Here is a 25,812-nt window from a genome sequence, read left to right on the forward strand (position 1 = left end):
TTTATTTTTAATCTACAACAAAGTACCTAGCATCTGGATGTGCAAATACAATGGCAGAAACGGATGCTTCTGGTTCCATCATGAATTCTTCAGTAAGCTCTACTCCAATGATTTCAGGTTTTATCAAGCCAAACAGTTTTGCTTGATCATCTAGATTTGGACAGGCTGGATACCCGAAGGAAAATCGCTGGCCTTGGTATTTTGCAGCAAAACGATCGCGCATGGTAAAATCGGTTGCATCAGGAAAACCCCATTGGTCTCGGATTTCTTGATGAATTCGTTCGGCAAATCCCTCTGCTAGTTCTAGCGCAGTTGCTTGTAATGCATGACTTTCTAGGAATTTCCCTTGTTCTTTCAGTTTTGCTGCTTCCCCACGAACTCCATGTCCCGCAGTAACTAACATTAGTGCCACATAATCCATTTCTCCACTATCTACAGATTTTAAATAATCTGCTAGACAAAGGAAAGGTTGGGCAGATTGACGTGGGAATGTGAAACGCTCGATTTCTGTTTTCGAGTCGGTTGGGTCATAGATAATTACATCATCTCCATCCGCTTGTGCAGGGAAAAATTGATATACCCCTTGTGGCTTCAAAATATCCGACTGTAAATATCCAGTGACTAATTCATGTAAAGTTGTTGCCCGCTCGTCTTTCTCTGCTAATAGTTTTTCACTATACCCTTTTAATCCCAAATGATGACCTATCAATGTTCGCATATTCACATATGGGTGTAAGTGCGCGACGGAGTAATCCTTTAGTACATGTCTCCGAACATCCTTTGGTACATATACCCGAACATCATCACGTACGGTTTTTACTGGTTTTTCTAAAACAGCCACTGCCTGCTTTGCTGAGCGATTAGCTTCTGCAATTTTTCTTTTTTCCTGTTGAACTCCAAGTTCGACTAATAAAGTCTCTTTATCCTCTTCATTTTGCAATCGATTGGCAAGATCTAGTCCCTGCATCGCATCTTTTGCATATAGGACTGGTCCATCATATTGAGCGGAAATTTTCGTTTCGGTAAAACGACGAGAGAGAGCTGCACCCCCTACAAGTATAGGGACATCAATACCTGCTTCTTTAAAATCTTGAGCAGTAATAACCATTTGCTGTGCTGACTTTACAAGGAGTCCAGAAAGTCCAATAATATCGGGCTTTTCCTTTCGAATAACCTCTATTAAAGTCGCTGGAGTTACTTTAATTCCGACATCGATTACTTTATATCCATTGTTACTTAATATGATGTCTACTAAGTTTTTTCCGATATCATGCACATCGCCCTTAACAGTAGCTAGAACGATTTTACCTTTACCAGAGTCATCCTCTTTTTTCTCCATGAACTGCTCCAAATAAGCAACAGATGCCTTCATTACACCTGCACTTTGAAGAACCTCTGCAACTATTAACTGATTGTCATTAAACAATCGCCCTACTTCAGCCATCCCCTTCATCAAAGGACCATTAATGACATCTAGCGGAGCATTATACATTTGAAGTGCAGCTTCTAAATCAGGGATAAGTCCCTCTTTTGTCCCCTCAATAACATAATAAGCAAGACGTTCTGGTACTGTTTTTGGTATATCATCCTCGGTTTTTTCTTTCTTTTTATCGCGGTAAAAATCGGTAAAATCAGCAAGTGTCTGATCAGTCGTTGTAAATAATAGCTCATTTGCCATGTCGATTTCCAGTTTAGGAATAGACGCATATCTTTCAAGCTTTTCAGTATTTACAATCGCGTAGTCCAGTCCAGCTTGCGTACAGTGGTATAAATAGACAGCATTCAGCACTTCACGACCAACTGGTGGAAGACCAAATGATACATTACTAACTCCTAAAATAGTCAATGCTCGTGGTAGCTTCTCTTTTATTAGACGGATACCTTCAATTGTCTCAACTGCTGATCCTATATATTGTTGGTCTCCTGTTCCGACTGGGAATACAAGAGGATCAAAAATTATATCTTCTGGTGCAAGTCCCCATTTATTTACTAGTAAATCATAGGAACGTTCTGCGATTTCTAACTTCCTCTCCCTTGTCACCGCCATTCCTACTTCATCAATTGTTCCAACTACTACTGCCGCACCGTACTTTTTCACTAGAGGCATTACTGCTTCAAATCGCTCTTCCCCGTCCTCTAAGTTAATGGAATTGATGATTGCTTTTCCTTGGGAATATTTAAGTGCTACTTCTATTACTTTTTCATCTGTCGAATCAATAACAAGTGGTACTTTAACTTTTTTCACGACCTCTTTCATGAAGTTAGTCATATCCTCTAGTTCATCGCGGTCGGGATTTGCGAGGCAAATATCAATAACATGAGCTCCACCTTTAACCTGTGCTCGCGCAATTTCAGATGCTTCTTCAAACTTTTCATCCACGATTAAACGTTTAAACTTCCGAGAACCTATTACATTCGTACGCTCCCCTATGAATAAAGGACGCATTGACTCATCATATTGAAGAGGCTCAATTCCAGAAACAACATGCCCTTGTCGACCCAACTCTACCGGTTTACGTGGAGCAAGATCTTGTACTGCTTCTCGGACTGCTCGAATATGAGCAGGGGTCGTTCCACAGCATCCACCCACAACATTTAACCATCCCTTTTCAGCAAAGCCTCTTAGCTTTTTAGAGAGTGATTCTGGAGATTCATGGTAATGCCCTTCTTCATCTGGTAAGCCGGCATTTGGATAACAGCTCACATATCCATCCGACAACTCAGATAACGAGCGGATATGATCTGTCATAAATTCTGGTCCTGTCGCACAATTTAAGCCTACCGAAAGTGGTTTAATATGCTCGATTGAAATATAGAACGCTTCGATACTTTGCCCTGCAAGTGTCGTTCCCATTGGCTCTATGGTTCCTGAAATCATAATAGGTAGCTCTTTATTCAATTCCTTAAACGCCTGTTTGATACCGATTGTTGCAGCCTTCACATTCAGCATATCTTGACTAGTTTCCAGTAAGATAACATCTACTCCACCTTCTACTAAAGCCTTTGCTTGCACATAAAAGTCGTTCGTAAGTTCATCGAATGTGATACCACCTGTGACTGATAATGTTTTTGTCGTCGGTCCAATTGCCCCCGCTACAAATCTCGGCCAATCCGAAGTAGAAAATTCCTCTGCACATATTTTAGCTAGCTGAGCTGCACGAAAGTTAATATCATATGCCTGATTACCGAGATCATATTCATTTAACACTACAGGAGTTCCACCAAATGTATTCGTACAAATAATATCAGCACCAGCAGCTAAATATTCACGATGGACGTGTTCAATAACATCCGGTTTTACTATATTTAAATACTCATTACAACCGTCGTATTCATCCCCTCCGAAATCTTCGGGATTAAGATCCGCATTTTGAATCATCGTTCCCATTGCACCGTCAATAATTAGTATTCTTTCTTGGAGTTGTTGCTCAATTAGATGTTTGGACATAGCTGAACCCTCTCTCTTTCTTTCGATCAATCTCTTGAATATAATGAATTAATTCAAGAGACATATCGTATCGGAAAAATGGCGTAATTATATAAATACCGTTGAATAGCTTCGCTGCTGTATCTATTAATTCCTTTGAAATTTGGATACCTTCTGCAGTAGCTAGCTCTCTATCATCTCCACATAAACGCATACGCTCCAGTACCTCTTCGGACAATTTTATACCTGGTACTTCGTTGTGAAGGAATTCTGAATTACGACTATTAGTCAGTGGCATAATTCCAATGAAAATAGGGGTTGATAAATGCTTAGTCGCTTCATAAATTTCATGAATTTTATCTTTCGAGTAGACAGGTTGTGTGATGAAATAATCTGCTCCACATTCTATTTTCTTCTCTAGTCGCTTTACTGCACGGTCCAGAACACGAACGTTCGGATTAAAAGCAGCAGCTACGGAGAAATTAGCTTTTTTTCGTAGTGACTTTCCTGAGAAAGAAATACCTTCATTTAATTGTTTGATTAGTTGTATCAATTCTAGGCTTGATACATCATAAACACTTGTCGCCCCAGGGAAATCACCAATTTTCGTCGGGTCTCCAGTTACAGCAAGAATATCATGGATTCCAAGCGCATCCAGCCCCATTAAATGAGATTGAAGACCGATTAAATTACGGTCACGGCATGTAATATGAGCAAGCGGTCTAATATTTTTTTGGTGTTTTAACATCGAGCCCATTGCCATATTACTAATACGTGGGGAGGCTAATGAGTTATCCGCCATTGTCACTGCATCAATTCCAGCAGCATATAGCTTTTCTGAACCTTCCATGAATGTAGTCGTGTCAAGATGACGAGGAGTGTCTAGCTCAACAATAATCGTCCTTTCTATTTTTGCTTTTTCATGGAGAGCCAGTGTGTTAGTCGGCTTGGCGTCTTGAATAATAATCGGCTTTCTGTTTTCAACAACCTTACTCGTAATCGGCGCTAAATGACCAATATGTTTTTTTACTGCTTCGATATGCTTTGGTGTCGTCCCGCAGCAACCTCCTATTAGTCGTACTCCAGCATCCCTAAGATATAACGCCGCTTTTCCAAAATATTCAGCATCGGACTCATAGACAATTCGCCCTTCATCTATATCCAGTAAACTAGCATTTGGATAAGCAGAGAGAAAAGCCTTATTCGGAAGTTTTACTCCTTCAAATGCTTGAATTGTATGATGGGGACCTAGTCGACAGTTGACTCCAACTATGTTCGCTCCAATTGCTTCAAGCTGAAGCAGAGCATCATTAAGTGGTAAGCCATTTTGCAAAATACCAGGCTCATGCATGGATACTTGGGCTATAATTGGTATATCAGTTAAGGTACGAAGATGAGTCACAGTAGTCTTTAATTCTTCTAAGTCATAATAGGTTTCGAGTAATAAACCATCTGGATCTCCCGCTAACAGCTGGATGGCTTGCTGATCGAGTGAATGGATAATCTCACCGAGCATGGCATCACTTTTCCGAATTCCTCTAATGCCCCCAATCGTACCGAGGACAAATTGGTTTCCGGGTGCAGCAGCTCTTTTAGCAATTTGGATAGCCGCTTCATTTATTTCTTTCACTTGGTTTTCTAGCCCGTAACGCGCCAATTTAATGGCATTCGCTCCATACGTATTCGTTTGAATAATATCTGCTCCGGCCTCAATATAATCCTGATGTATCTTCTCAATGATTTCCGGCTTTTGAATGTTTAATTCTTCATTGCAATAGTCAATTCCGTACGAATAAAGTAGCGTACCCATTGCCCCATCCGCTGTCAGTATAGACGACTGTAACTTCTCTAATAAACCCATTTGTATCCATCCTCTCCATATAAAAAAGCCTTCCATGAAAAGAAGGCTTTACGAGTATGCAAGATACCACCTTCTCATCTTTCAGACTTTGTTAAGTCTGCTGGATTTAGCACCTGACCAATTAATTGGCTGGTTGCTGAAGCTTCGTAGGGCCAGTCCCTCGGCTTCTCTTGATAAGAATTTCATTATTCAATTTTTTAATTAAACATATCGTACCTTTATTCCATTAAAGCGTCAAGATGTGTTTTGAATTTTCTATACACTTCTCTTAGTGTTTATTTATCCTATTTAAGTGATTTTCTTCTACATTCTAGCGATTCTTCACTGCATTCTAGCGATTCTCCTCTACATTCTAGCGATTCTTCGCTGCATTCTAGCGATTCTTCTCTACATTCTAGCGATTCTTCGCTACATTCTAGCGATTCTCCGCTACATTCTAGCGATTCTCCACTACATTCTAGCGATTCTCCTCTACATTCTAGCGATTCTCCTCTACATTCTAGCGATTCTTCGCTGCATTCTAGCGATTCTTCGCTGCATTCTAGCGATTCACTCTTTTTCTATCTTTTTCAGTATATGCACAGGTGCTTTACCATATCCATTTATACTTAGTGTTTCTGGATGTTCCTATCTTGGTTAAATTCATTGATTGCAAGATTCTGTGCGCGATATATTTTGATTCTAAATGAAGAAAGTCTCTACATTGTTTATTAGTTATAGTATCGCTAATCAGCATAAACCAATCCCTTATGGCCTTTTCATGTCCGAGTTTATCAAAATAGCCACAACGAGGACAAGTCCAGCCATTTTTTCTTTTTTCCATTCCATGAAAATCACAGCTTTCACACTGGACACCGCTTCTTAAATCTTTAGGATTAATACCCCAGCGTCCGCACATTGGAAAGGGAATATAAGTTTGTTGACCTACTTTTATTTGATTTTCAAATTTTTTCATTTTTTCAGAATCAAAATATACATTTTCGCGGGGAAGATTACGTAAATATACTGGGATGGTTTGGGGAAGAATAGCACTAAGTTTTTTCGGTGGTTCAATTACTCTCACTTTTGGATTGCTAAGAACAATCACACCGTATATTGGGATTGTCAGTCCATGATTTCCCAGCCATTCTTGTAGCAAATGAATATTTCGCGATAACTGGATTTCTGGGCTTTCAAAAACATCGATTTTACCATCGAGTGTTTCGCGCTCTAACTGCGCAGGGTTTTGTTTGAAAAATAACTTCCCACTTATATTTTTACTTTCGAGAATTACTAAGAAATAGGGAGTAAGAAAGATAGCATCTATTTGGAACTTACCGTTTGAATCTAATCCGATATTTTCAACGAAAAAGTATTCAAAAGGAAATGTATATTTCGCAAAAACTTCACTTATTCTACGTTCACCTTGCAGTCCAGCTTTTGCTGCCTTTTCTTTAGCTAAGATTATCTCCTTTTGAGGATGTGTATCATTCAATCTTTTTGCTAACATTTGTAAACCAATTAAATTATATTCGCAAGAATCCATTACTTTAAGCATACTTCACCTCCAATTGAATCGTAGCACAACAAAAGAAAATGTAAATTTCACCAAATAAGCAACTATTCAATTTTCCCCATAAAAAAATGGCCAAAAATGAATTTTGGCCAGCAAACTTAATCAACTATTGAATTTATAATATTTTCTGCTGTTTCTCTACCGTTCTTAATGCAAGCTACAATTCCAACCCCGTAATAAGAACAACCAGCCAACACCACATTTGGCATCTCATCAGCCATCTTAGCTGTTAATGATTGAATTGCATCCCCGTGTGCTAGATGATAATTTGGCATTTGATCATTCCATTTTGTTACTTCTATTACCTCAGGTTTTCCCGTTAATTTCAAGCTCATTTTAATATCTTGGAGCGCAACCTCTACTAGCTCTTCTTCACTCATATTCTTCATGCTCTCAAAGGCTAGACTTGAACTCTTATAGAACATACGAACAAGTAATTTATTGTTTTTTGACGTGTGTGTCCATTTACGACTTGTCCACGTACATGCATTACATTTCACATCACTATTTTCGGATACGATAAAACCAGTGCCCTCTGCTGGAAGCTGATTATCTGGAATATCAAATCCAAGATATACACTAATAAGGGATGAATTTTTTAGTCTATTGAAATCGGTATCCAACTGTTCATCTTGAAGAATCAGCTGCGCTACATTATGAGGAGTAGCTAGCACTACACTATCTGCTTCAACCGTTTCCCCATTAGTCAATAAAACCGAATAACGTCCATCCTTCTTCTCTACTTTCTTTGTTGCCACACCTTTAATAATCGTAGATTCGCCCAGCACTTCCTCTAAGCGATCAATTAGTGTGGAAAGTCCATTTTGGAAAGAAATGAACTTTTTATTAGCTGCTGCTTGGAATTGTGCTCTGTTTTCCTCTAACCCCTTAATTATACTGCCGTATTTATTTTTATAGTCAATCAAATAAGGTAGTGTAGTAGCGATAGAAAGTTTATTGAGATCACCAGAATAAACACCTGATAACACAGGCACAATTTGTTTTCCAACTAATTCTTTCCCTAAGAAATACTCTAAAAATGACCCGACTGAGCTTTCTTTTGTGAAGCTCTCATTTGGTAATTCTAAATCCTTTAATGCTTCTTTTTTCCCAGCATCTGATATTAGCGTGCTGCTATTTAATGATTCAATACTTGTGGGAATACCGAATACAGTGTCTGCAGGAATTGCATGTAACTCATTGTTTGTGTAAATATACGAAATGCCTGTAGAGTTATACACTTTTTCTTCTTCAAGATTTAGCTCTTCAATTAAATTTGTGATTGCTTCGTTTCTTGCAACAATTGAATCAGCTCCAACCTCCATAATGAAGTTGTCTTCCTGCATGGTATGGATTTTGCCACCTAAGTACTCGTTCGCTTCAACTAATACTAGCTCTATGTCTAAAGATTTTTCGTTTTTAAGTTTTTGCAAATAATGCATAGTAGAAAGCCCTGTGATTCCGCCACCAATAACCACTATTTTTTTCAACCTAACCACTCCTTATATCAATTCATACAACTAGTATAAGCGTTTTTGAAAATTACTGATATGATTTACATCACTGCTAGAAGGTAAATTATGAACAATTAAAGAAGTTAGTTTAAAGAAGTTATTCAGTAATTATGAGTAGGAGGAGATAATACGTATGCAGAGGATTAAATTTATGTGGAAACTATTTTAAAAAAAGCCTGCTTGGTTGGACGACATTTTCTAAGCTTGCAGCCGCAATATTTTTTGGAGTTTTTAGTATACATGTTGAAGTAATATTTATGGTAGCTGCCTTTTGCACACTCTTAGCAATTTGGGCTTTCTTATATAAAAGACCAATTATTAGCATCTTTTCTCAATAAAAGTCCAAACAATAAAAATTAAAACTGATATCCCGATAATTAATGCTGAGGCATTGAAGACAAAATCAAGATCCATTTCTCTTATCCACCTGGATTCTATTCCACCCTGATTTCTAATTTCATATTTTATATCTCTATAATCCATAAGTGTAAAAGACACAATTAATCCAATTATGGTTCCACCCAATAAAGATAGTAATAACTTTCTCATAAACTACACCTCCATATGTAAAAGCCCTGAATCTTTGATTGATACTGGGCTTTATGCTCCACTCTGCTAAAGTACTTTAATAGTTGTGGAAGCTTTACTGTTTAAGCTATCTAACAATACATAGCCAAATATTACCCCAGCTATTGTTGTGAATGTTATATCCCCTAGTAGCATAACCACATTTGAAAACCATAAATTCATTCCATAGACAATAGCAAAAAGTGGAATCATTGCAATATAGAGAGATGGTATTCCAATTACGATGAACTTCATCCAATCGAATGACCACCTTTGTTTTTCTCTAATTTCTAAAATTAGTTTGGGTAATCGTAACAACATTCCAATAAAAATAGAGAAAAAGCTTGCAAATGATATATAAGGCTTAATATCAAATATGATTGCTGACTTTTCTCTTAATCTCATTTGATAATCCATCCCAAAATAAAAAACAAATCCAATTACTGCTGTGGAAAAGAAAATAAATAAAAACCTTTTCATTCTAGCTCCTCCTTTTAAAATAGAAAAGGATAGACTAGCATATTAAAGTGCTATCTATCCCGTCTATTATATTTTTTTTAGCACTGCACGTATGGGGCTTCCGTCCGCCCCTTCAATTTTCAAAGGTAAAGCGATTAAATCATAATCACCAGGCTCTACATTTTCCAGCAAGAGATTTTCTATAATATATACATCATTTCTAAACAGTGAATGATGCGCTAATAGCTCCTTACTTTCTATCCCATCAACTGATGGTTGGTCTGTGCCGATTAGAAAAATACCCTTTTCCTTTAAAAATGGTCCAATATTTTCCTTCAATGTATTAATCTTTTCAGGGAATTTTTCAGGTGATGCTGTATTCGTCGTTTTTAAAAGCAAACGCTCTACACCCGTTAAATCAACCCCCTCTAATTCCTCCCTACCTATCTCGGAAGCACCAACGACACTAACCACTTTTACACGTCCAATATACATATTAACGTCGAGCATATCCAGTGTCTTTCCTTCACTTACATAATGAAATGGAGCATCTGCATGAGTTCCTGTATGCAAACTTGCTGTTATCGTCCCAACATTTGCAGCACCCCCCTCTTCCTTTGTAGCGGTAAGTTCATATTCAAAAATAGTATCCCCTGGCCATGTTGCTATTCTAGTCGAGATAGTTTGTGTAATATCAATCCATTCTTTGTTCATTTTCCTGACCTCCCTATAAATTTGTACGTAAATCCCAAAGCTCTGGGAAGAAACGATGGTCTAATACATGCCGTAAATAATTCACACCAGATGATCCTCCAGTGCCTTTTTTAAATCCTATTATTCTTTCTACCGTTTTCATATGACGAAAGCGCCACTGCTGGAGCCAGTCTTCTACGTCTACTAACTTTTCTGCTAATTGATACAAATTCCAGTACTTATCGACGTTTTGATAAACTTCTTTCCATGCATTTGCTACTGATTCATCTCCGACGTACGTAATGGAATAATCTCGATTCAATAACTGAGTATTTATCGGAAACCCAGCTCGATCCAAAGCTTGAATTGAAACATCATAAATACTTGGTGCATGAAAAGCATCTTGCAGCTCTTCATACAATTCTGTCTCTTGTTCGTAAATCTTCAGTATATGCTTAGTCCTATAGCCAAGGGCAAATTCAATTTGTCTATATTGAAACGATTGAAAGCCAGAAGCCTTGCCCAGCTTATCTCGAAACTCTAAATACTCTGCAGGTGTTAGTGTGGAAAGGACATCCCAAGCCTGGATAATTTGTGTTTGAATTTTCGTCACTCGTGCTAACATTTTAAATGCAGATTGCATTTTATCCGCTTGTATAGCTTGAATTGCACTCGTAAGTTCATGCAATATAAGTTTCATCCAAAGTTCACTAACCTGATGAATAATTATGAACAGCATTTCATCATGATGTCCTGATAACCTTTGTTGACTGGCCAATAAATTATCTAGCTGCAAGTATTCACCATACGTCATTTCTTCTCGAAAATCGGTATGTATTCCACTTTCCCTATTATCATCTGGCATGCTATACCTCCTTTCTTAAGCAATAACATCACGTTTATTTTCATACTTTTTATAAAGCTCTTCCTTCATAATCAATTTTAAAATCTGCACTGTTTTCCAAACATCCTCATACGAGTTATACAATGCAACTGGTGCTAAACGAATGCCATTTGGTGAACGAAAATCTGGAATAACTTGTTGCACTTTTAACGCTTTGCATATACGAGCTGCCTCATCATGTACTAAAAATATATGACCTCCACGCTTCTCTGTTTCCCGTGGATTAGCAATTACAAAATTATATTCACTTAATTCGTGTTCGATTAACGTCATCATATAATTGGTTAACTTTAGTGACTTTTCTCGAATGGCATCTATTCCAACCTCTGCGAACATTTCTAAAGATCCATATAGCGGAGCACTACTCATTATATGCGGAGTTCCGATTTGATAGGCACCTGCATTTGTTGCTGGAGTCATGTGAGTCGACAAATCAAATTGTTTTTCTTTATCAGAACCAAACCATCCCGCAAGTCCAGGCTTTCCTCCAAAATGCTTACGATTTACATATAACCCCCCTGTTGCTCCAGGCCCACCGTTCACATGCTTATAGTTACACCAAAACGCAAAGTCCACATCCCAGTTATCCAGTTCATGTGGTACAGATCCAATTGAATGACATAAATCAAAGCCAATCATAATATTTCGCTCATGAGCTACTTCGGTCAGCATTTTAATGTCTAATACCTGACCACTTCGATATAACACACTAGGTAGTATTATTAAAGCAACGTCATCAGTCATCGCGCTTATAATATCTTCCTCTTGTAATGTATAGCCATCACGACTTTTTACCAGTTTCATATGTTCATCACCATTAAATCCATGCAATGATAGCTGACTGCTAATTGCATATAAATCGGATGGAAAGTTCAGTTCATCCGCTAATATTTTCGTACGCAGTCCTTCTGGTCTATAAAAACTAGCGACTAATTGATGTAAGTTTGCCGTTGTAGAGCCTGTTATGATAACCTCTTCTTTTGAAGCTCCTACTAGATGGGCACACATCTCACTTAATGTTTCAGGGAAATAAAACCATGGGTGCTCCCCCTGCGTCCATCCATCTATACCATATCGTTTCCATGAATCTAGCAGCGTTAATACAGACTTTTCTGCCCGCTTAGATAATAACCCGAGGGAATTCCCATCCATGTAAATGATATTCGGTTGGATATAAAATTCATTTCTATACTTTCCCAAAGCATCTTGCTCGTCTAAACTTTTCGCATATTCCACCATAGTACTCTGCATCTAAAACGTCACCAACCTTTTAGAAATCTAAATTTTCATTCTATTTATATAAATCATATGTTTTAATAGATTGAGTGTCAATGAATGAAAGGAAGGCTATTTTGTTAAACGGAAATTTTTCAATCTAATAACCCCGGTCACTATTAGATTATGCATCTTAACATTCACCAAAAAGTATTAGTAACCGAGTAACACTATAAATGCTCCACACAAAAAAAGAGGCTAGGACAGAAGTAGAAATTTTATTGGATAAGGAGATAACTTTACTAAATAATGGATATTTAATTAAATTGATTGGAATGGAGGGGCGACTCCTACGGGAATAGCGTGCTGCCTGAGACTACGGGCTAAGGCCACGCCCGTGGAAAGCGTCCCTGGAATGGAAATCAATTTTGTACACAGCAAAAAAAACAGCATTTTTCTCACAGAGAAAAATGCTGTTTTGAGGTTCTGTACCAGCCTCTAAATTTAAATAAAAGTTTGATTATTTAAAACTCTACCTTGCTAAGTACCATTTACCCTTCAAAATTTATAATTTTGCGTATTGTTAGTGAGAAAAGAATCTATAAGTATTACGTCCACTCTTTTTTGCTTCATACAATGCATAGTCTGCATTAGTGAATAAATTATTTATATTGTCGCCGTCTTGTGGAAAGAAGGCAATACCGATACTTGAGGTTGTTTTAAAGTTATGTTCACCGATTTCCCAAACTTGCTGCAAGCTTTCTAGAATACGCTCTGCACAAGCACGGGCATCTTCCTCATGTTCGATATCAGACAATAAAATGGTGAACTCATCTCCACCTTGACGTGCTAATATGTCTCTGTCACGAATGCATTTACTCACCCTATGTGCAAATAATTTCAATAATTCATCCCCAATTGAATGACCAAGATTGTCATTTACCCATTTAAACTTATCGATATCCATATAGAGTAAAGCACATTTTCGTTGTTGGCGCTTCGCTTCTTTTAATGATTGTTGCATTTTTTCTTCGAATAATCTTCGGTTTGGCAATCCAGTTAAACTATCGTGGAAAGCCATTAATTTTAGTTCTTCTCTCAATTGCTTCTTTTCTTCCACATCACGAGACACGATTAACAGAAAAGGTTTTCCATATTGTTCATCGATAAAGAAGGTTGCTTTTGACTCTACCCATAACCAAGTCTTAGTCGTATGCTTAAGTCTAAAATCCAAATTGGCGGAACCTTTTGTGCTCATAATTTGTTTAAACACCTTTGTAACATTTGGTAAGTCTTCTGGATGCACAAAATCCTTTGCAGAAACCCCTTCCAATTTATTTAAAGGTATTCCTAATACAGTAAAGTAAGAAGGAGATACATAGTTCGTCTGCCCATTTTCATCAATTACCGAAACTAAATCTGTCATATTTTCTGCGATTAATCGGTACTTTTCTTCATTATGAACTAAGTTCTCTAAAAGAACCTTTTTTTCTGTAATGTCTCGTAAAATCACTTGAACTGCTGACTCATCTTCATACTCAATTCCTACAGAAGTTGTTTCTGTTAGGAACGTCGAACGATCTGCACGTAACATTTTTTGCTCTACAATTTCTTTTGGGAAATTCCCCTCTACTGTAATACGTCGAATTTTACTTTGGACTACTTCCCATGAATCAGGATGAACAAAATCTAGCACATGTCTCCCTAGCATTTGCTCTGGCCTTTTAAATCCGAACATTTCTACTGCTGCAAGATTAATGTAGCGTATGACTCCGTAACTTAAAACATAAATGGGTTCAGGTGATGCATTTAGTAAAGATTTGTACCTATCTTTGCTATTTCTAAGGGCTACTTCCATTTTCTTTCTTTCAGTAATGTCTCTAGATATCCCAGAAAATGCAACCACATTACCATTTTGGTCATTCAAAGGGGATAAGGTGAAACTTACTTCTATAGATGATCCATCATTCTTTAAACAGGTTGCTTCCAGCCCTTTTATATGATGACCATTTTTCAGTTCCTCACGTTGTTTATTTACCGTATCCATTCTCTCCTTTGGAATCGTCGGCAATGGCTTGCCAACCAGTTCATCGACTTTCCAACCGTACATTTCTTCAAATGCCGGATTAACTGTCAAAACATTCCCGTTTGTATCAATTAAATCAATCGCATCCGCAGAGGAATGTAGTAATGAATGCAGCCTCTCTGCAGTTTCTAGCAGGGTTGCTTTAGTTTGAACTAGTTCAGTTACATCTTTCGCTATTATCATCACAGCAAAAATTTCTCCATTGTCTAACATCGGAATATTTTTCACTTGTAAATGAAGAATATCCCCGTTCCTTCGATAGGCGTCTGCTTCATAAGCACAGGATTCACCAAGTAAGGTTTTTACGAATAATCGTTTCACATTATAATCCCTACTTGGAACTAAGATATTCTGATAATGTAACTCTGATCGTTCTGCATTAGTGTACCCGAATATATTAGTGCCTGCTTTATTAATATCCAACACGTGGCCACTTTCATCTAACAAGAAAATAGCATCAGGATTATTGCTTATTAAAAATCGATACATATCAATTGAAATACTATTAAATAATCTTTCCATATAGATTTTCCTTCCATACTACCATTTGAACTTTCCGTACTAATTTTAAGTAAATTTTATTTTATTTCTCCCAAAAATGAATCAGTCAATCGGACCATAAAAAGGACAGGTTTTAGGGAATATTTGGTAGAAGACTTCCGACTTGAAGGTTCCTTCGAGAGGAAGTAGTAGGATTCTTTTTCTCTTATACTTTTCTTGCACACATTATCTATAGATTCTGAAGAATAACTCCACTTAACTAAACGATAGTTAGATCACTGTTTACTTAAGTCTAGTGTAGTTATTTCATCATTATTAATAGCTATTTGATATAATTTACCCTAAAACTAAATACCTAATCAACAAGTTATCTGAACGAAAAAGAGTAATCACCATTAAGGTAATTACTCCACTAAACTTCAATTCATCTTCAAATCAGTTAAAACGATAACATTGGGGTGATTGCAAAGTCTGGTAACTGGAATATCTTCCGTTATATCTCCCCTTAACAATGCTTTTATGGCCGTTCTTTTTTCTTCTCCAACTGCTATTAAAAGAATGCATTTTGCTCTCATTATTGAGGCAATGCCCATTGTAATGGCTTGCTTAGGAACCTCATCGATTGTATCAAAAAATCTTGCGTTTGCAGATCTTGTGGAAACTGTTAATTCGACAACATCTGTCTCACTATGAAACGACGTTCCTGGTTCATTGAAACCTATATGACCATTCACACCAACACCTAGTAATTGCATATCCACTGTTAATGATTTCAATAAGTCTTCATATCGTAATGCTTCGGCATGTACATCTTCTACTACACCATCTGGAATATATGTAGCTTTGAATGGTTTTGATTCGAAGAGATGATTCTGCATAAACGTATAATAGCTTTCGGGATGCCCTTGTGGAATTCCCACGTACTCATCCAAGTTCACACTCTTACAATGAGAGAAATCCAACGAACTATTTCGTAGTTTTTCATATAGCGGAATCATGGTACCACCCGTTGCTAATCCAAATGTAGTTGCACCATTCTTTAATTGCGCTGAAAATAATTCTTCTGCACGACTATATAAATCATCCTTATCTTCCCATACTTCTAAATTTAATGTCATATTTAAACCACCTTTTTCCTAAATTGCAATTACGCACTATTTACTTACAGTTAATGAAAAATTATTTTATTCAATTTCTCCATTTGCTTCAAGTAGTGAAGTCACTGGCACTAATGATTACTCTAGGTAAAATCTATTCTATTTCTGTATTTCTTCAACATGGTTTCATTATGAAACTGGCTATCTGATAAATTTGCGCTTTTAAAAACAGGTAATTCTTCAGACTCTTTACTTATCTCCTCGATAACTTGGCATATGAGTGCATTAAGAAGTGCAGCACCAACAACCGTCGAAGCCGGTCCGTATTGCAGTCCCTTATTACTTAATAGTCCGTCACCGACAGGAACATATGTATTTAATACGATATCTACTACTTCCTCTAGTCTTTGACCACTCGCATGTCGGCCTTCCTGGTCTCTGTAAGATAAAGATTGAAGTGAGATGACCAAAATTCCAGCTTCCTTCCCTAAGAAAGCCATATCTATTGGTGCTGGATTGCGACCAGAAGTAGAAATAACAATTAGAATGTCATTCGGTTCAAAGCTTACTTGATCCTTATATTGTCCGATGAGCGTAGGATCTTTCTCGTTACTTGAAGAAGTCAGTGCACCTTTATTTAGCATTAAAGGCTCTATATTAATGGGAGCAACAGGTACTAGCCCACCTGCACGGTAATATGCTTCCTGGGCCAAAAGATGAGAATGTCCACAACCAAATAATTGAAGTATTCCGCCCTTTTTAATTCGCTCAGCAATCAGTTTTGAAGCATTCTCTATATTCTCATTTTCTTGTTGTGCAACCTTCTCCAGTAAAATATTTATTTCTTTCCAATAGGACTGCAAATGATCACCTCCATTTTCATTTAATTTTCAAATACAATATTTCCACGACAGATTGTTTTTTGTACATTCAATTCCATATCTAATATAACTAAATCCGCATCATAGCCTTCACCAATATATCCTTTGTGGGATAAGCCTAATTGTTTCGCAGCATTTGTAGAGGACATTGAAACAAGTTCCTTCAATGAACAATTCGTCGACAGTTTCATATTCCGAACGGCCTGATCCATTGTAAGTATACTTCCCGCTAAAGCACCACTAGAAAGATGAGCACCCTTTTCTGTGACATGAACAGTTTGTCCACCAAGATCATAATCCCCATACTCTAATCCTTTTGCACGCATAGCATCAGTTATTAATATTATTTCTTCTGCACCTTTTAAACGGTATGCAAAATTTACTGCCCTCGTATGACTATGTATATAATCGACGATAATTTCGACTTGCATGCGGTCTTCCATCAATACTGATCCGACTACACCTGGTTCTCGATGATGGAACGGACGCATTTGGTTATATAAATGAGTAGCCTGTTTAGCTCCTAATTGAACTGCCTTTTCTACTTCTTCTGAATTGGCATCTGAATGTCCAATTGAAACGACAATACCTTCCTTACTCATAACCTGTACAAATTCAAAACCACCAGATATTTCAGGTGCAACTGTCACTTGTTTAATACGATTACCACTTAGTTGCTGCCAGTTTAGAAATTGTTCAACAGATGGTTCTGTAATATGCTCAACCGGCTGTGCACCTGCCCATTTTGTAGATATATATGGACCTTCTACATGGATTCCTAAAACTTCAGCTTCATCCTCATTATTTACAAACGTACTTACATTCTTGAGTGCAGCCTCAATTGCTTCCACTGCCTGAGTAATTGTCGTCGGCAAGTAGCTTGTGGTCCCTTCTTTTACTAAAGAACGTGAAATCCCCCTAAGTGCTTCTTCCGTAGCATCCATCATGTCAAAACCAGCTGATCCATGAATATGCATATCGATAAAACCTGGCATAACTATCCAATTCTTTGAAGTTCCATCTATATAGACATCTGCCTCTACTTGTAAAGCTTGTCCTATTTGTTCAATTTTACCCTCTCGGATCAATAGATCTCCAATACACTCTTGGTCATAATTCACAATAGTTACATTTGAAATGAGAATGGTTTGTTTCATTTATAACACCTCCGCAGTTTGCTTAGTAACAGTATAGATTAATAAAACCTAAAAGGATAAAGAAAAGCCGTTTAATGTGGAATCCCATATTAAACGGCTTTTTCAATTAAATCAATTTGAATAAAAGTAAGTAGCAATCAAATATAATTAACGTTGATTTTCGCTCTAGGCGGACTCTTTCTGCGCTCGGTTTCAATCTCCTAGTTACTGCGAAAACATAGGTCAAACAAAGTTCGCTCCATGTCTTTACTGCATAAGTTTCAGCTTGCGCTGGAGTCGCGCCTTGCTCTCCAATCAATGAAATGAAATCAACTCAATTAATAACTATTTACGAATTTTATCAATTTCGTCAGCAACAAATTGTACGCTTGTTCCTACAATAACTTGAATACTTTTCGGTCCCACTACATTAATACCTGGAACACCAGTGTCTTTAATTTTCTTTTGATCGACCTTATCCATATCTAATACTTCTACGCGTAAACGTGTTGTACAGTGGTCTACAGAAGCAACATTCGCATCTCCACCTAGACCATCATAAATTCTAGCTGCCATATTTGAAAACTTATCATCAGATGAAACTCCAACAATATCATCTGTCTCATCTGTATCATCTTCTCTACCAGGAGTTTTTAAGTTAAACTTCACGATTAAGAAACGGAATAAGAAATAATAGATAACTGCAAATACTAACCCTTGAAGTACTAGCATAAGTGGTTGATTTGCTATAGGTACACTAAGACTCAAAAGGTAATCGACAAGTCCTGCACTAAATCCGAAGCCTGCTGTCCAGTTAAAGGATGCAGCGATGAATAAAGATAAACCTGTTAATGCTGCATGAACTACATAAAGGGCAGGAGCTAAGAACATGAATGCAAATTCTAACGGTTCAGTTACACCTGTAAAGAAGGCTGCAAAGCCAGCTGCAAGCATAAGAGAAGCTGCTTGTTTTTTTCTTTTCGTTTTAGCTGTATGATACATCGCGAGAGCTGCCGCCGGTAACCCGAACATCATAATCGGGAAGAATCCAGCCTGATACATACCAGTTACACCCTTAACACCTTCACTTGCCCAGAACTTACCAATATCATTAATACCAACTGTATCAAACCAAAATACTGCGTTTAGTGCATGATGCAATCCTGTAGGTATTAGAAGTCTATTAAAGAATCCATAAAGCCCAGCACCTACTGCTCCTAGATTACTAATTGATTCACCAAAGTTAACTAAACCACCAAAAACGATTGGCCAAATATAAAATAGTGCTGCAGAAGCAACTAACATTGCAACAGCTGACATGATAGGAACTAAACGTTTTCCACTGAAGAATGCTAAGAAGTCAGGTAATTTTACGTGACTGAAGCGGTTGTACATTACTGCAGCGACAAGACCAGAAAGAATACCTATAAATGCATTATTAATTTTTCCAAATGCAGGATCAACGTTCTCCACATCGATTCCTTGTAATAATGAAACTGTTCCACTTGAAAGCATCGTTGTGACAACTAGGAAAGCAACTAATCCACTTAAAGCAGACGCACCATCCTTTGCTTTGGACATCCCGATTGCAACTCCTACTGCAAATAGAATAGGAATATTGTCGAGGATGGATCCGCCAGCTTTTATCAAAAAGGCAGCTAAGACATTTCCAGATCCCCAACCTTCATGATCGATCCCGTATCCAATACCCATTAATATAGCAGCTGCAGGTAGTACAGCTACTGGAAGCATTAAAGAACGTCCCAGCCTTTGTAAAAATTTCATCATAATCTTTTTCCCCCTTTTTACTGTTCATAAATAAAATATAATAATATAAAATAATGCCAAATTACTAAACTTGCTTTCTTAAACGTTCAATATGCAGTGCAATATAGCCTAACTCTTCTTCGGGAAACTCAATACCATGTTCATCCTTCAGTTCTTTTGCTATGTGAGTTGCACAACTATAACCAACCGGGAATTTCTTTTGAATCATTACTAACATTTCTTCATCCATCATATGAAGCTCAGACTGATTTAACCTTGTTAATGCAAAACGCAGATGGGTAATTAATCGATGATAGGAAATGTCGTTTTCCTCCATCTCAATGTTCAAGTACTGTTTAATCGATAAAACCATACCTTTTATTAAATTCGTTTGTCTTATAGTCTGATGTAAATCCCCCCCTTGAATTTTCATCGTATGTATGTGAAGCGCTATGTAAGCCGCTTCATCAACAGGCATTTCTACCTGACACGTATTATTTATATGCTGGATTGCCCAAAGACCGATTTCAAACTCCGATCTATATAAAACACGAATCTCATGGAGTAATCTGTTATTAAGATTAATACCATCCTTAGCTCGTTCAATTGCAAACGAAATATGGTCTGTCAACGCTATATGAATATGCTCATTCAATCTTGTGTTTAAATATTCTTCAGCGTAGGTGATTATTTCTTCTGAGATAGTAAAATGTTCTTCTGGAATTCTGCTTAATAGCTGCACTAACTTGTCATTTTCTTGCATGACAAAAATCTTCTCAATTTTGGAACCAATGATAATATCATTTCGTTTCTTTTGAAAAGCTATGCCAGAGCCAATTGCTATTTTTTCTCGTCCATCTTGTATAACAATCACAGCGTTATTATTAAGTATCTTTGTGATCTTAATGGAAAGTCAGCCTCCTTTCACATACTTACCATCTGCACTTACTTCGAAGAAACAGACATTACTAACGTTTCACCCGCAACACTTGCTGTGTCATCAGCATATTCTACAGATCTATCTGTACTATTAGTAATTACGATTGGTGTAATAATACTTGGCACTTTATCTTTAATAAAATCCCAATCCACTGCCATAATCTTTTGTCCGACAGAAACTACGTCTCCTTCTTTTACAAATACATTAAAACCTTCACCTTTTAATGTAACCGTTTCCAATCCGACGTGAATTAGCAGCTCAGTATCATCTTTTGTACGAATCCCTATAGCATGCTTTGTTTTGGAGATTAGCACAACCGTACCATCGATTGGCGCGACAACATCTCCTCCGATTGGCATAATAGCTACTCCCTCGCCCATCATTTTTTGGCTAAAAACTGGATCTGGTACCTGTTCTAAAGGAACTACTTGACCATTTAGTGGTGCGAATACTTGTACTTTGTTTTTTTTCATAAATTTAGAAAACATTAGTAGAACTCCTTTGTGTAGATGTATTTTCTAGTTGTAAAAAAACCGTTTTATTAATATATATTGATTCAAGATGCCTATAAGAACATAAAAAGACATGGGGCAAAGGAAAAGAATAATAATATTCTCTCTCGTTTTACCACCATGCCTGAAAGTTCAGTAACATGTGACCAATATGTGTATTTATAATCCGATAATATCATCAAAGGTTCAAGAATGCAACCTAAATTTATGTGATCGAAAACATCTACAGTTTAATAAAGAAAAGTTCTTCCTTTTTCCGAAATTTTATGTGCAAGTCGAATCGTTGAAACTGCTAACTCTGCGTATGTTACTTCTTTTTTAGGATTGAATGTACCTTCATCTGCCTCTAATAAAGCAGTCGAGTTAGCTAATGCGACATAACCTAGGAGTTCCTTTTGTACTTTATCAGCATCTGTAAATGGAAGTTTATAGATTGTAGAATTTTCAGCTGCCTGCTCTAGTCCTAATGCCCGTATATACCAAACCGCTAACTGTTCTTTACTAATCGATTCATCTATTGCAAAGTTCTTCGTATCAGGTTTTATTACACCCATTTCAACAGCGCGCTCAACGGATTGATATAATGGATGTGCAGCATCTATATTTTCGAATGTTTGTTTCTGATTCTCCTGCTCAGGATAATAATAGCCATCATACATATAAGTTAGTGATTTCATAATTACCTTTAGAGCTTCTCCTTTTGAAATAGAAGCATCTCCATCAAACTTTTTTGGATCTTTTATATCTAACACATTTGTGCTAATAAGATAATTTAACTCATCTTCTGCCCATGGATGTGAAACTTGTGTTGATGTATTTTCTCCGTAAAGACTTTGCCATTCTCCAGTGATAGCATCTAGAGAACTAAATGATTTGTCATTAAATAATGGTGAGTAAACAAGATCATAATGATTATTATCTTGTTTATGGTCTGTCTTCATATAATTTAGTTTTAAACTTAAGGCCTTATTCAATATATTTTTCGCTTCTTTTTCTGAAATAGCCTTATCTGGTGATGGCCAGTTTTCTACCTCTTGATAATTTACATAAAGATTATTTAACGAACCATCCTTCGTTACACCTACACTAATATAATCACCAGAAACAATCACTCCGTTTGCAACTCTCGGAAAATTAAACATATATCCCCCTTGCATTTCATCCAAATATGCTGCTTCCATAGGTTTTGCATAGTTATGCAGGTAAGATGGAACCCATTTCTTAATATAGGCAATTGCTTTTTCAAGAGCCTGTTTCTCCGACAATGGCTTCACTTCACTAGGCTTCTCTCCTAGTTGCTCTAAAATTTGACTCTTCATATTTTGGTACTGGATGACTTCGCCTGTTTGTTTATTAATTTCTAGGCTTGCTCCTGTACCACCACCATTTGGTAAACTGTACATATATTGAATACTTATAACTTTCTGTCCATTATAATTGTCGATTTCTCTAATTGATTCTATGTTCAATTTAACATCTTTCAAATCGACCTTTAGTAGTTGTTCAGCTACTTTTTTTGCCTCTTCCATAGTTGTCCCTCCCTCGTTCTTTGTTGGGAGTGGTTTTGATGCCAGCATAACTATATTTGATTTCTTAGGAAAGGCTGTTGAGTATCCATTTAATGTTAGATATTTTCCAGATGAAGCATGTACTCCAAGAAAATTAGGTGACGGCTGATAAACAAGTCGAACATGGCGTTCACCGGTTTGGTTATCTGTTTCTATCTGATATTGTTTTTCTACGTATAGATTTTCTTTTATCTTTTTTAACATGGCATCCTTTGCTTGGGCTTTTTTTACATCATCAAAGGTAGATGCTTTGTTAGAGTCCAGATTTCTATAAAAACCAACTATCTCTCCATTACCTAAAACTGAAACTTCTATTCGTTGATCAGCAATAGAAACTTTGTTTTTTAAGCGAGTGTAAGAGAATGAGTATCGGATAGGTTCAGTTAATAATTGAGTCGGATAATATCCATAAGCATCTGTTTCTAATTGGTATTCCCCACCCTGAAGATACTTTTTCATAAAATCTCCTGCAATTTTCTGTGCTTCCTCTTTGGAAACTTTAGCTGGAAAGAGTGCATCTGTTACAGTCGCCGGTTGATAAGAAAAATTCTCTATTTGTAAATCCTTTCCTACAAATGAAACATTTCCATATAACTGTTTTCCATTGATGGTTTTCGTAAAGTATAGATCATAACGCATCGTCTCTTCACCAGGGTAATAATATCCACCGTTCATTTGAAAATCAGCATTCGTTAAAAAATCGAATTGCTTCGGAAACAATCCACGAAACTTCTTGATCAAATCTTCTTTTGTGAAAACATTCTCTGTTGATGCTGCTTTAATTTGTACAGGCAGTTGTTCATTCAAAGTTGAAGTTGCATTTACGTTAGCAGAAAAAAGTCCAAATGATAATGCAGAAGCCCCTAATATGATACCAACATGTTTAAAACCCATAAAAAAATCTCTCCTTCTTTTGCAGTCTTTGAATTCTATGATTGAAGAAGAAAGAAAATGCCAATTATTTGATATGGAACTATTTAATCCAATTAAAGTGCAATTGAATTATAATGAGTAAATAGGAGGTGAGTAATTTTTCTTTCATACGTTCAATTCGAAAAATATACCAATTTTTTGTAGATAGACCTCTTGACAGCGGGACTATTATAAATAATCTTTATCAGATTTCACATGTTATTGGTTCTGGTAGCTATGGAATTATTTATTATTGTAAAGATATACAAACAAATGAAATAAAAGTCCTGAAACAACTGCGACCGAGCAAAAATCGAACAAAAAGCGGAGTAGCTTTATTTGAAAACGAAATTTCGATTATTAGTAGGTTGCAACACTCTAACATGCCACAGTTTTACGAAGCTTTTTCAGTGAATGGTTCTTATTTTTACTCGATGAATTACATAGAGGGTATAAACATGGAGGACTTGATCTTCTCAACAAATCAAACATTCAATGAAAAAGAGGCATTAGCATTTATATTAGATTTACTTTCTTTAATAGATCACTTACACGAAAGGTATATTCTCCATGGAGATATACGAATTTCTAACATTTTAACTAACAAAGGTAAACTTTTCCTTATTGATTTTGGCTTGTCAAAGGTAGAACAGAACGACTCCAAATTTTTAGAGATGAAACAAGGGGACTATTATGATTTAGGCGAAGTACTCCTATATTTACTATACACGACCTTTTCTTCGAAAAATAAAAAAGCCCTTCCTTGGACAGAAGAACTTTCATTAGAAAAGAAAACTGTTAAATTACTGAAAAAATTACTACAAATCGATGAAGCCTATACCACCTTAGAATGCATTGTAAAAGATGTAGAATCTGCACTTTTAGAAATCACTAAAAATTAATTTAGCTACTACTGCGTCCTTTACGTTTGTAGTAGTTACTCCCACCTAACGGGTTACGTTTAAATCGGTTACTACTGCTGCTACTTCCTCGTTTATAATAGTTTCTATGACGATCGCTGCTGCTCCCTTTACGATAATGGCCATGTTTACGCTCACTACTTCCTCTGGAAGCATTTTTGATTTGTTTCATTATTTTCTTAAACATAAAACCCTCTTTTCTTATTATTATATTTAGTCTATCATAGCAAGTCTAACTAACTTACTGAATTACTTTTTTAGCTATTTCACTGTTATGCATCTTTAGATAATAAACGTAATCTATATGAATTCATGGCTGTTTCACCAAGTTGGTCAAGCAAATTATAGTTAGCAACAGCACCTACCATAGCTCCAATTCCGGGTAGTAATTGGAACATTTTCACAAGATCAATATAATCCCGATATTCCTGTTGAAAGTCTCTCCAATCCATCTCACCAATTAAATGCTTTTGCTGCTCCCAGTTTTCTATTATTTCCAACGTTTCTTTTCGTTTTTCCTCACTAGAAAAAGCTAAAAGGAATATATGCAAAATGAAAAGTCGTTCCTCGTATTCATCCGTATCAAACCCATAAACCCCAGCTGCTTCAAATAGAAATTTCATTTTAATGGATAACAGTAGTGGAAAGTCAGCAAGTCCAAGGAAAATACCTCCCGCCCCCGTTCCTGCCCCTTCTACAACGGCCGTTTTCCTAAACGTAGTGAGTTTTTCCTTTAATAGGTCATCCCGCTCCTGAAGGCTATGTTCTAGTGGTAGCCTTTTTTTCATCTTTATATTCGAGCCAACTAGCGTTGCTTTTACCATGGTTTTAATGCTTTCGGTCATGACTTGGTGGACCTTTTCAGGGATAATCCCATTAATCTTTGATTGTATGTTTTTAGATGTACGCCCTATTAGTCCAGTTCGTTTTGTCATTTTCCTCTTCCAAAGAAAAAGTTCCTCCTCAACTTTCCATCTATATGTATCCATCTTTTCATACCCCTTATCTATTACTATTATGATTCATTATAGCTTATTACAGTTGTATTTAAATTGGTCCGAGGGTCGGTTGTCTCTCCGTCTGAAGAAGTAGTGGAGAAAAGCGGAAGCATAATTGGTATTTGGAAGTGTTAATGGAGCTTATTGCAAGCTCTAATCTACTGAAGTCGTCGTCTTCCATTACAATCACAAAGAATGTAGTAACTAAGTAATAATTTATATTCAGCCTTTCTATTAAACACGTTGTATTATTTCTTAAAACCAGCGAGATATAGTTGTAAAAAAACATGATACCTATT

The 25,812-nt window shown here is 36.7% G+C and carries 20 protein-coding genes and 1 riboswitch; of the genes, 1 reads left to right on the forward strand and 19 read right to left on the reverse strand.

The genetic code is table 11. The features are described 5' to 3' along the window. Nucleotides 1-7: 7 nt before the first annotated feature. The 17 genes from metH to MKY29_RS18060 form a co-directional block, all read right to left on the reverse strand. Nucleotides 8-3,448 (reverse strand): methionine synthase, encoded by a 3,441-nt coding sequence (gene metH / locus MKY29_RS17980; protein ID WP_340880425.1) that lies wholly within the window; start codon nt 3,446-3,448, stop codon nt 8-10. Then, nucleotides 3,429-5,288: a bifunctional homocysteine S-methyltransferase/methylenetetrahydrofolate reductase gene (locus MKY29_RS17985; protein WP_340880426.1), complete on the reverse strand. Its 1,860-nt coding sequence runs from the start codon at nt 5,286-5,288 to the stop codon at nt 3,429-3,431. The genes metH and MKY29_RS17985 overlap by 20 nt, the downstream gene beginning before the upstream one ends. A 71-nt stretch (nt 5,289-5,359) precedes the next feature. Next, nucleotides 5,360-5,468, reverse strand: a riboswitch (SAM riboswitch). Between the two features lie 409 nt (nt 5,469-5,877). Further along, entirely contained in the window at nt 5,878-6,825 is a 948-nt protein-coding gene (locus MKY29_RS17990) for an NERD domain-containing protein (RefSeq protein ID WP_340880427.1), read from the reverse strand. A gap of 116 nt (nt 6,826-6,941) precedes the next feature. After that, entirely contained in the window at nt 6,942-8,333 is a 1,392-nt protein-coding gene (locus MKY29_RS17995) for a protoporphyrinogen oxidase (RefSeq protein WP_340880428.1), read from the reverse strand. A gap of 342 nt (nt 8,334-8,675) precedes the next feature. After that, a complete protein-coding gene (locus MKY29_RS18000) occupies nt 8,676-8,906 on the reverse strand; it encodes a hypothetical protein (protein ID WP_340880429.1) in 231 nt (76 codons plus the stop codon). Between the two features lie 66 nt (nt 8,907-8,972). Then, complete coding sequence (locus tag MKY29_RS18005) at nt 8,973-9,404, reverse strand: hypothetical protein (protein WP_093495992.1); 432 nt, start codon at nt 9,402-9,404, stop codon at nt 8,973-8,975. 66 nt (nt 9,405-9,470) lie between these two features. Beyond that, nucleotides 9,471-10,097, reverse strand: coding sequence for an arylformamidase (kynB, locus tag MKY29_RS18010; protein ID WP_340880430.1), 627 nt, complete (start codon nt 10,095-10,097; stop codon nt 9,471-9,473). A gap of 13 nt (nt 10,098-10,110) precedes the next feature. Beyond that, the gene (kynA, locus tag MKY29_RS18015) at nt 10,111-10,941 is read right to left on the reverse strand and encodes a tryptophan 2,3-dioxygenase (protein ID WP_093495990.1); all 831 of its coding nucleotides are present in this window, start codon (nt 10,939-10,941) and stop codon (nt 10,111-10,113) included. Nucleotides 10,942-10,956: 15 nt separating this feature from the next. Then, nucleotides 10,957-12,231, reverse strand: coding sequence for a kynureninase (gene kynU / locus MKY29_RS18020; RefSeq protein WP_340880431.1), 1,275 nt, complete (start codon nt 12,229-12,231; stop codon nt 10,957-10,959). Nucleotides 12,232-12,778: 547 nt separating this feature from the next. After that, nucleotides 12,779-14,803 (reverse strand): PAS domain S-box protein, encoded by a 2,025-nt coding sequence (locus tag MKY29_RS18025; protein ID WP_340880432.1) that lies wholly within the window; start codon nt 14,801-14,803, stop codon nt 12,779-12,781. A 398-nt stretch (nt 14,804-15,201) separates the two neighbouring features. Continuing rightward, complete coding sequence (locus MKY29_RS18030) at nt 15,202-15,900, reverse strand: glucosamine-6-phosphate deaminase (protein WP_340880433.1); 699 nt, start codon at nt 15,898-15,900, stop codon at nt 15,202-15,204. Between the two features lie 122 nt (nt 15,901-16,022). Next, nucleotides 16,023-16,742, reverse strand: coding sequence for an SIS domain-containing protein (locus MKY29_RS18035; RefSeq protein WP_340880434.1), 720 nt, complete (start codon nt 16,740-16,742; stop codon nt 16,023-16,025). A gap of 20 nt (nt 16,743-16,762) precedes the next feature. Further along, on the reverse strand, nt 16,763-17,917 hold the full coding sequence (gene nagA, locus MKY29_RS18040) for an N-acetylglucosamine-6-phosphate deacetylase (protein WP_340880435.1): 1,155 nt from the start codon (nt 17,915-17,917) through the stop codon (nt 16,763-16,765). Nucleotides 17,918-18,241: 324 nt separating this feature from the next. Beyond that, complete coding sequence (gene nagE / locus MKY29_RS18045) at nt 18,242-19,684, reverse strand: N-acetylglucosamine-specific PTS transporter subunit IIBC (protein WP_340880436.1); 1,443 nt, start codon at nt 19,682-19,684, stop codon at nt 18,242-18,244. A gap of 64 nt (nt 19,685-19,748) precedes the next feature. Then, entirely contained in the window at nt 19,749-20,570 is an 822-nt protein-coding gene (locus MKY29_RS18050; protein ID WP_093495983.1) for a PRD domain-containing protein, read from the reverse strand. A gap of 38 nt (nt 20,571-20,608) precedes the next feature. Further along, nucleotides 20,609-21,091, reverse strand: coding sequence for a PTS sugar transporter subunit IIA (locus MKY29_RS18055; RefSeq protein WP_340880437.1), 483 nt, complete (start codon nt 21,089-21,091; stop codon nt 20,609-20,611). Nucleotides 21,092-21,345: 254 nt separating this feature from the next. After that, nucleotides 21,346-23,577: a YcdB/YcdC domain-containing protein gene (locus tag MKY29_RS18060; protein WP_340880438.1), complete on the reverse strand. Its 2,232-nt coding sequence runs from the start codon at nt 23,575-23,577 to the stop codon at nt 21,346-21,348. Between the two features lie 128 nt (nt 23,578-23,705). Here MKY29_RS18060 and MKY29_RS18065 point away from each other — a divergent pair, with 128 nt between their 5' ends. Then, complete coding sequence (locus MKY29_RS18065) at nt 23,706-24,497, forward strand: serine/threonine protein kinase (protein WP_340880439.1); 792 nt, start codon at nt 23,706-23,708, stop codon at nt 24,495-24,497. Between the two features lie 45 nt (nt 24,498-24,542). Here MKY29_RS18065 and MKY29_RS18070 read toward each other — a convergent pair whose 3' ends face one another. Both MKY29_RS18070 and MKY29_RS18075 read right to left on the reverse strand, forming a co-directional pair. Continuing rightward, nucleotides 24,543-24,671 (reverse strand): hypothetical protein, encoded by a 129-nt coding sequence (locus tag MKY29_RS18070; RefSeq protein ID WP_340880440.1) that lies wholly within the window; start codon nt 24,669-24,671, stop codon nt 24,543-24,545. Between the two features lie 116 nt (nt 24,672-24,787). Beyond that, complete coding sequence (locus MKY29_RS18075; RefSeq protein ID WP_340880441.1) at nt 24,788-25,504, reverse strand: EcsC family protein; 717 nt, start codon at nt 25,502-25,504, stop codon at nt 24,788-24,790. Nucleotides 25,505-25,812 lie beyond the last annotated feature (308 nt).

The sequence above is a fragment of the Psychrobacillus sp. FSL K6-2365 genome (assembly GCF_038003165.1).
In the GTDB taxonomy this organism is placed as follows: domain Bacteria; phylum Bacillota; class Bacilli; order Bacillales_A; family Planococcaceae; genus Psychrobacillus; species Psychrobacillus psychrodurans.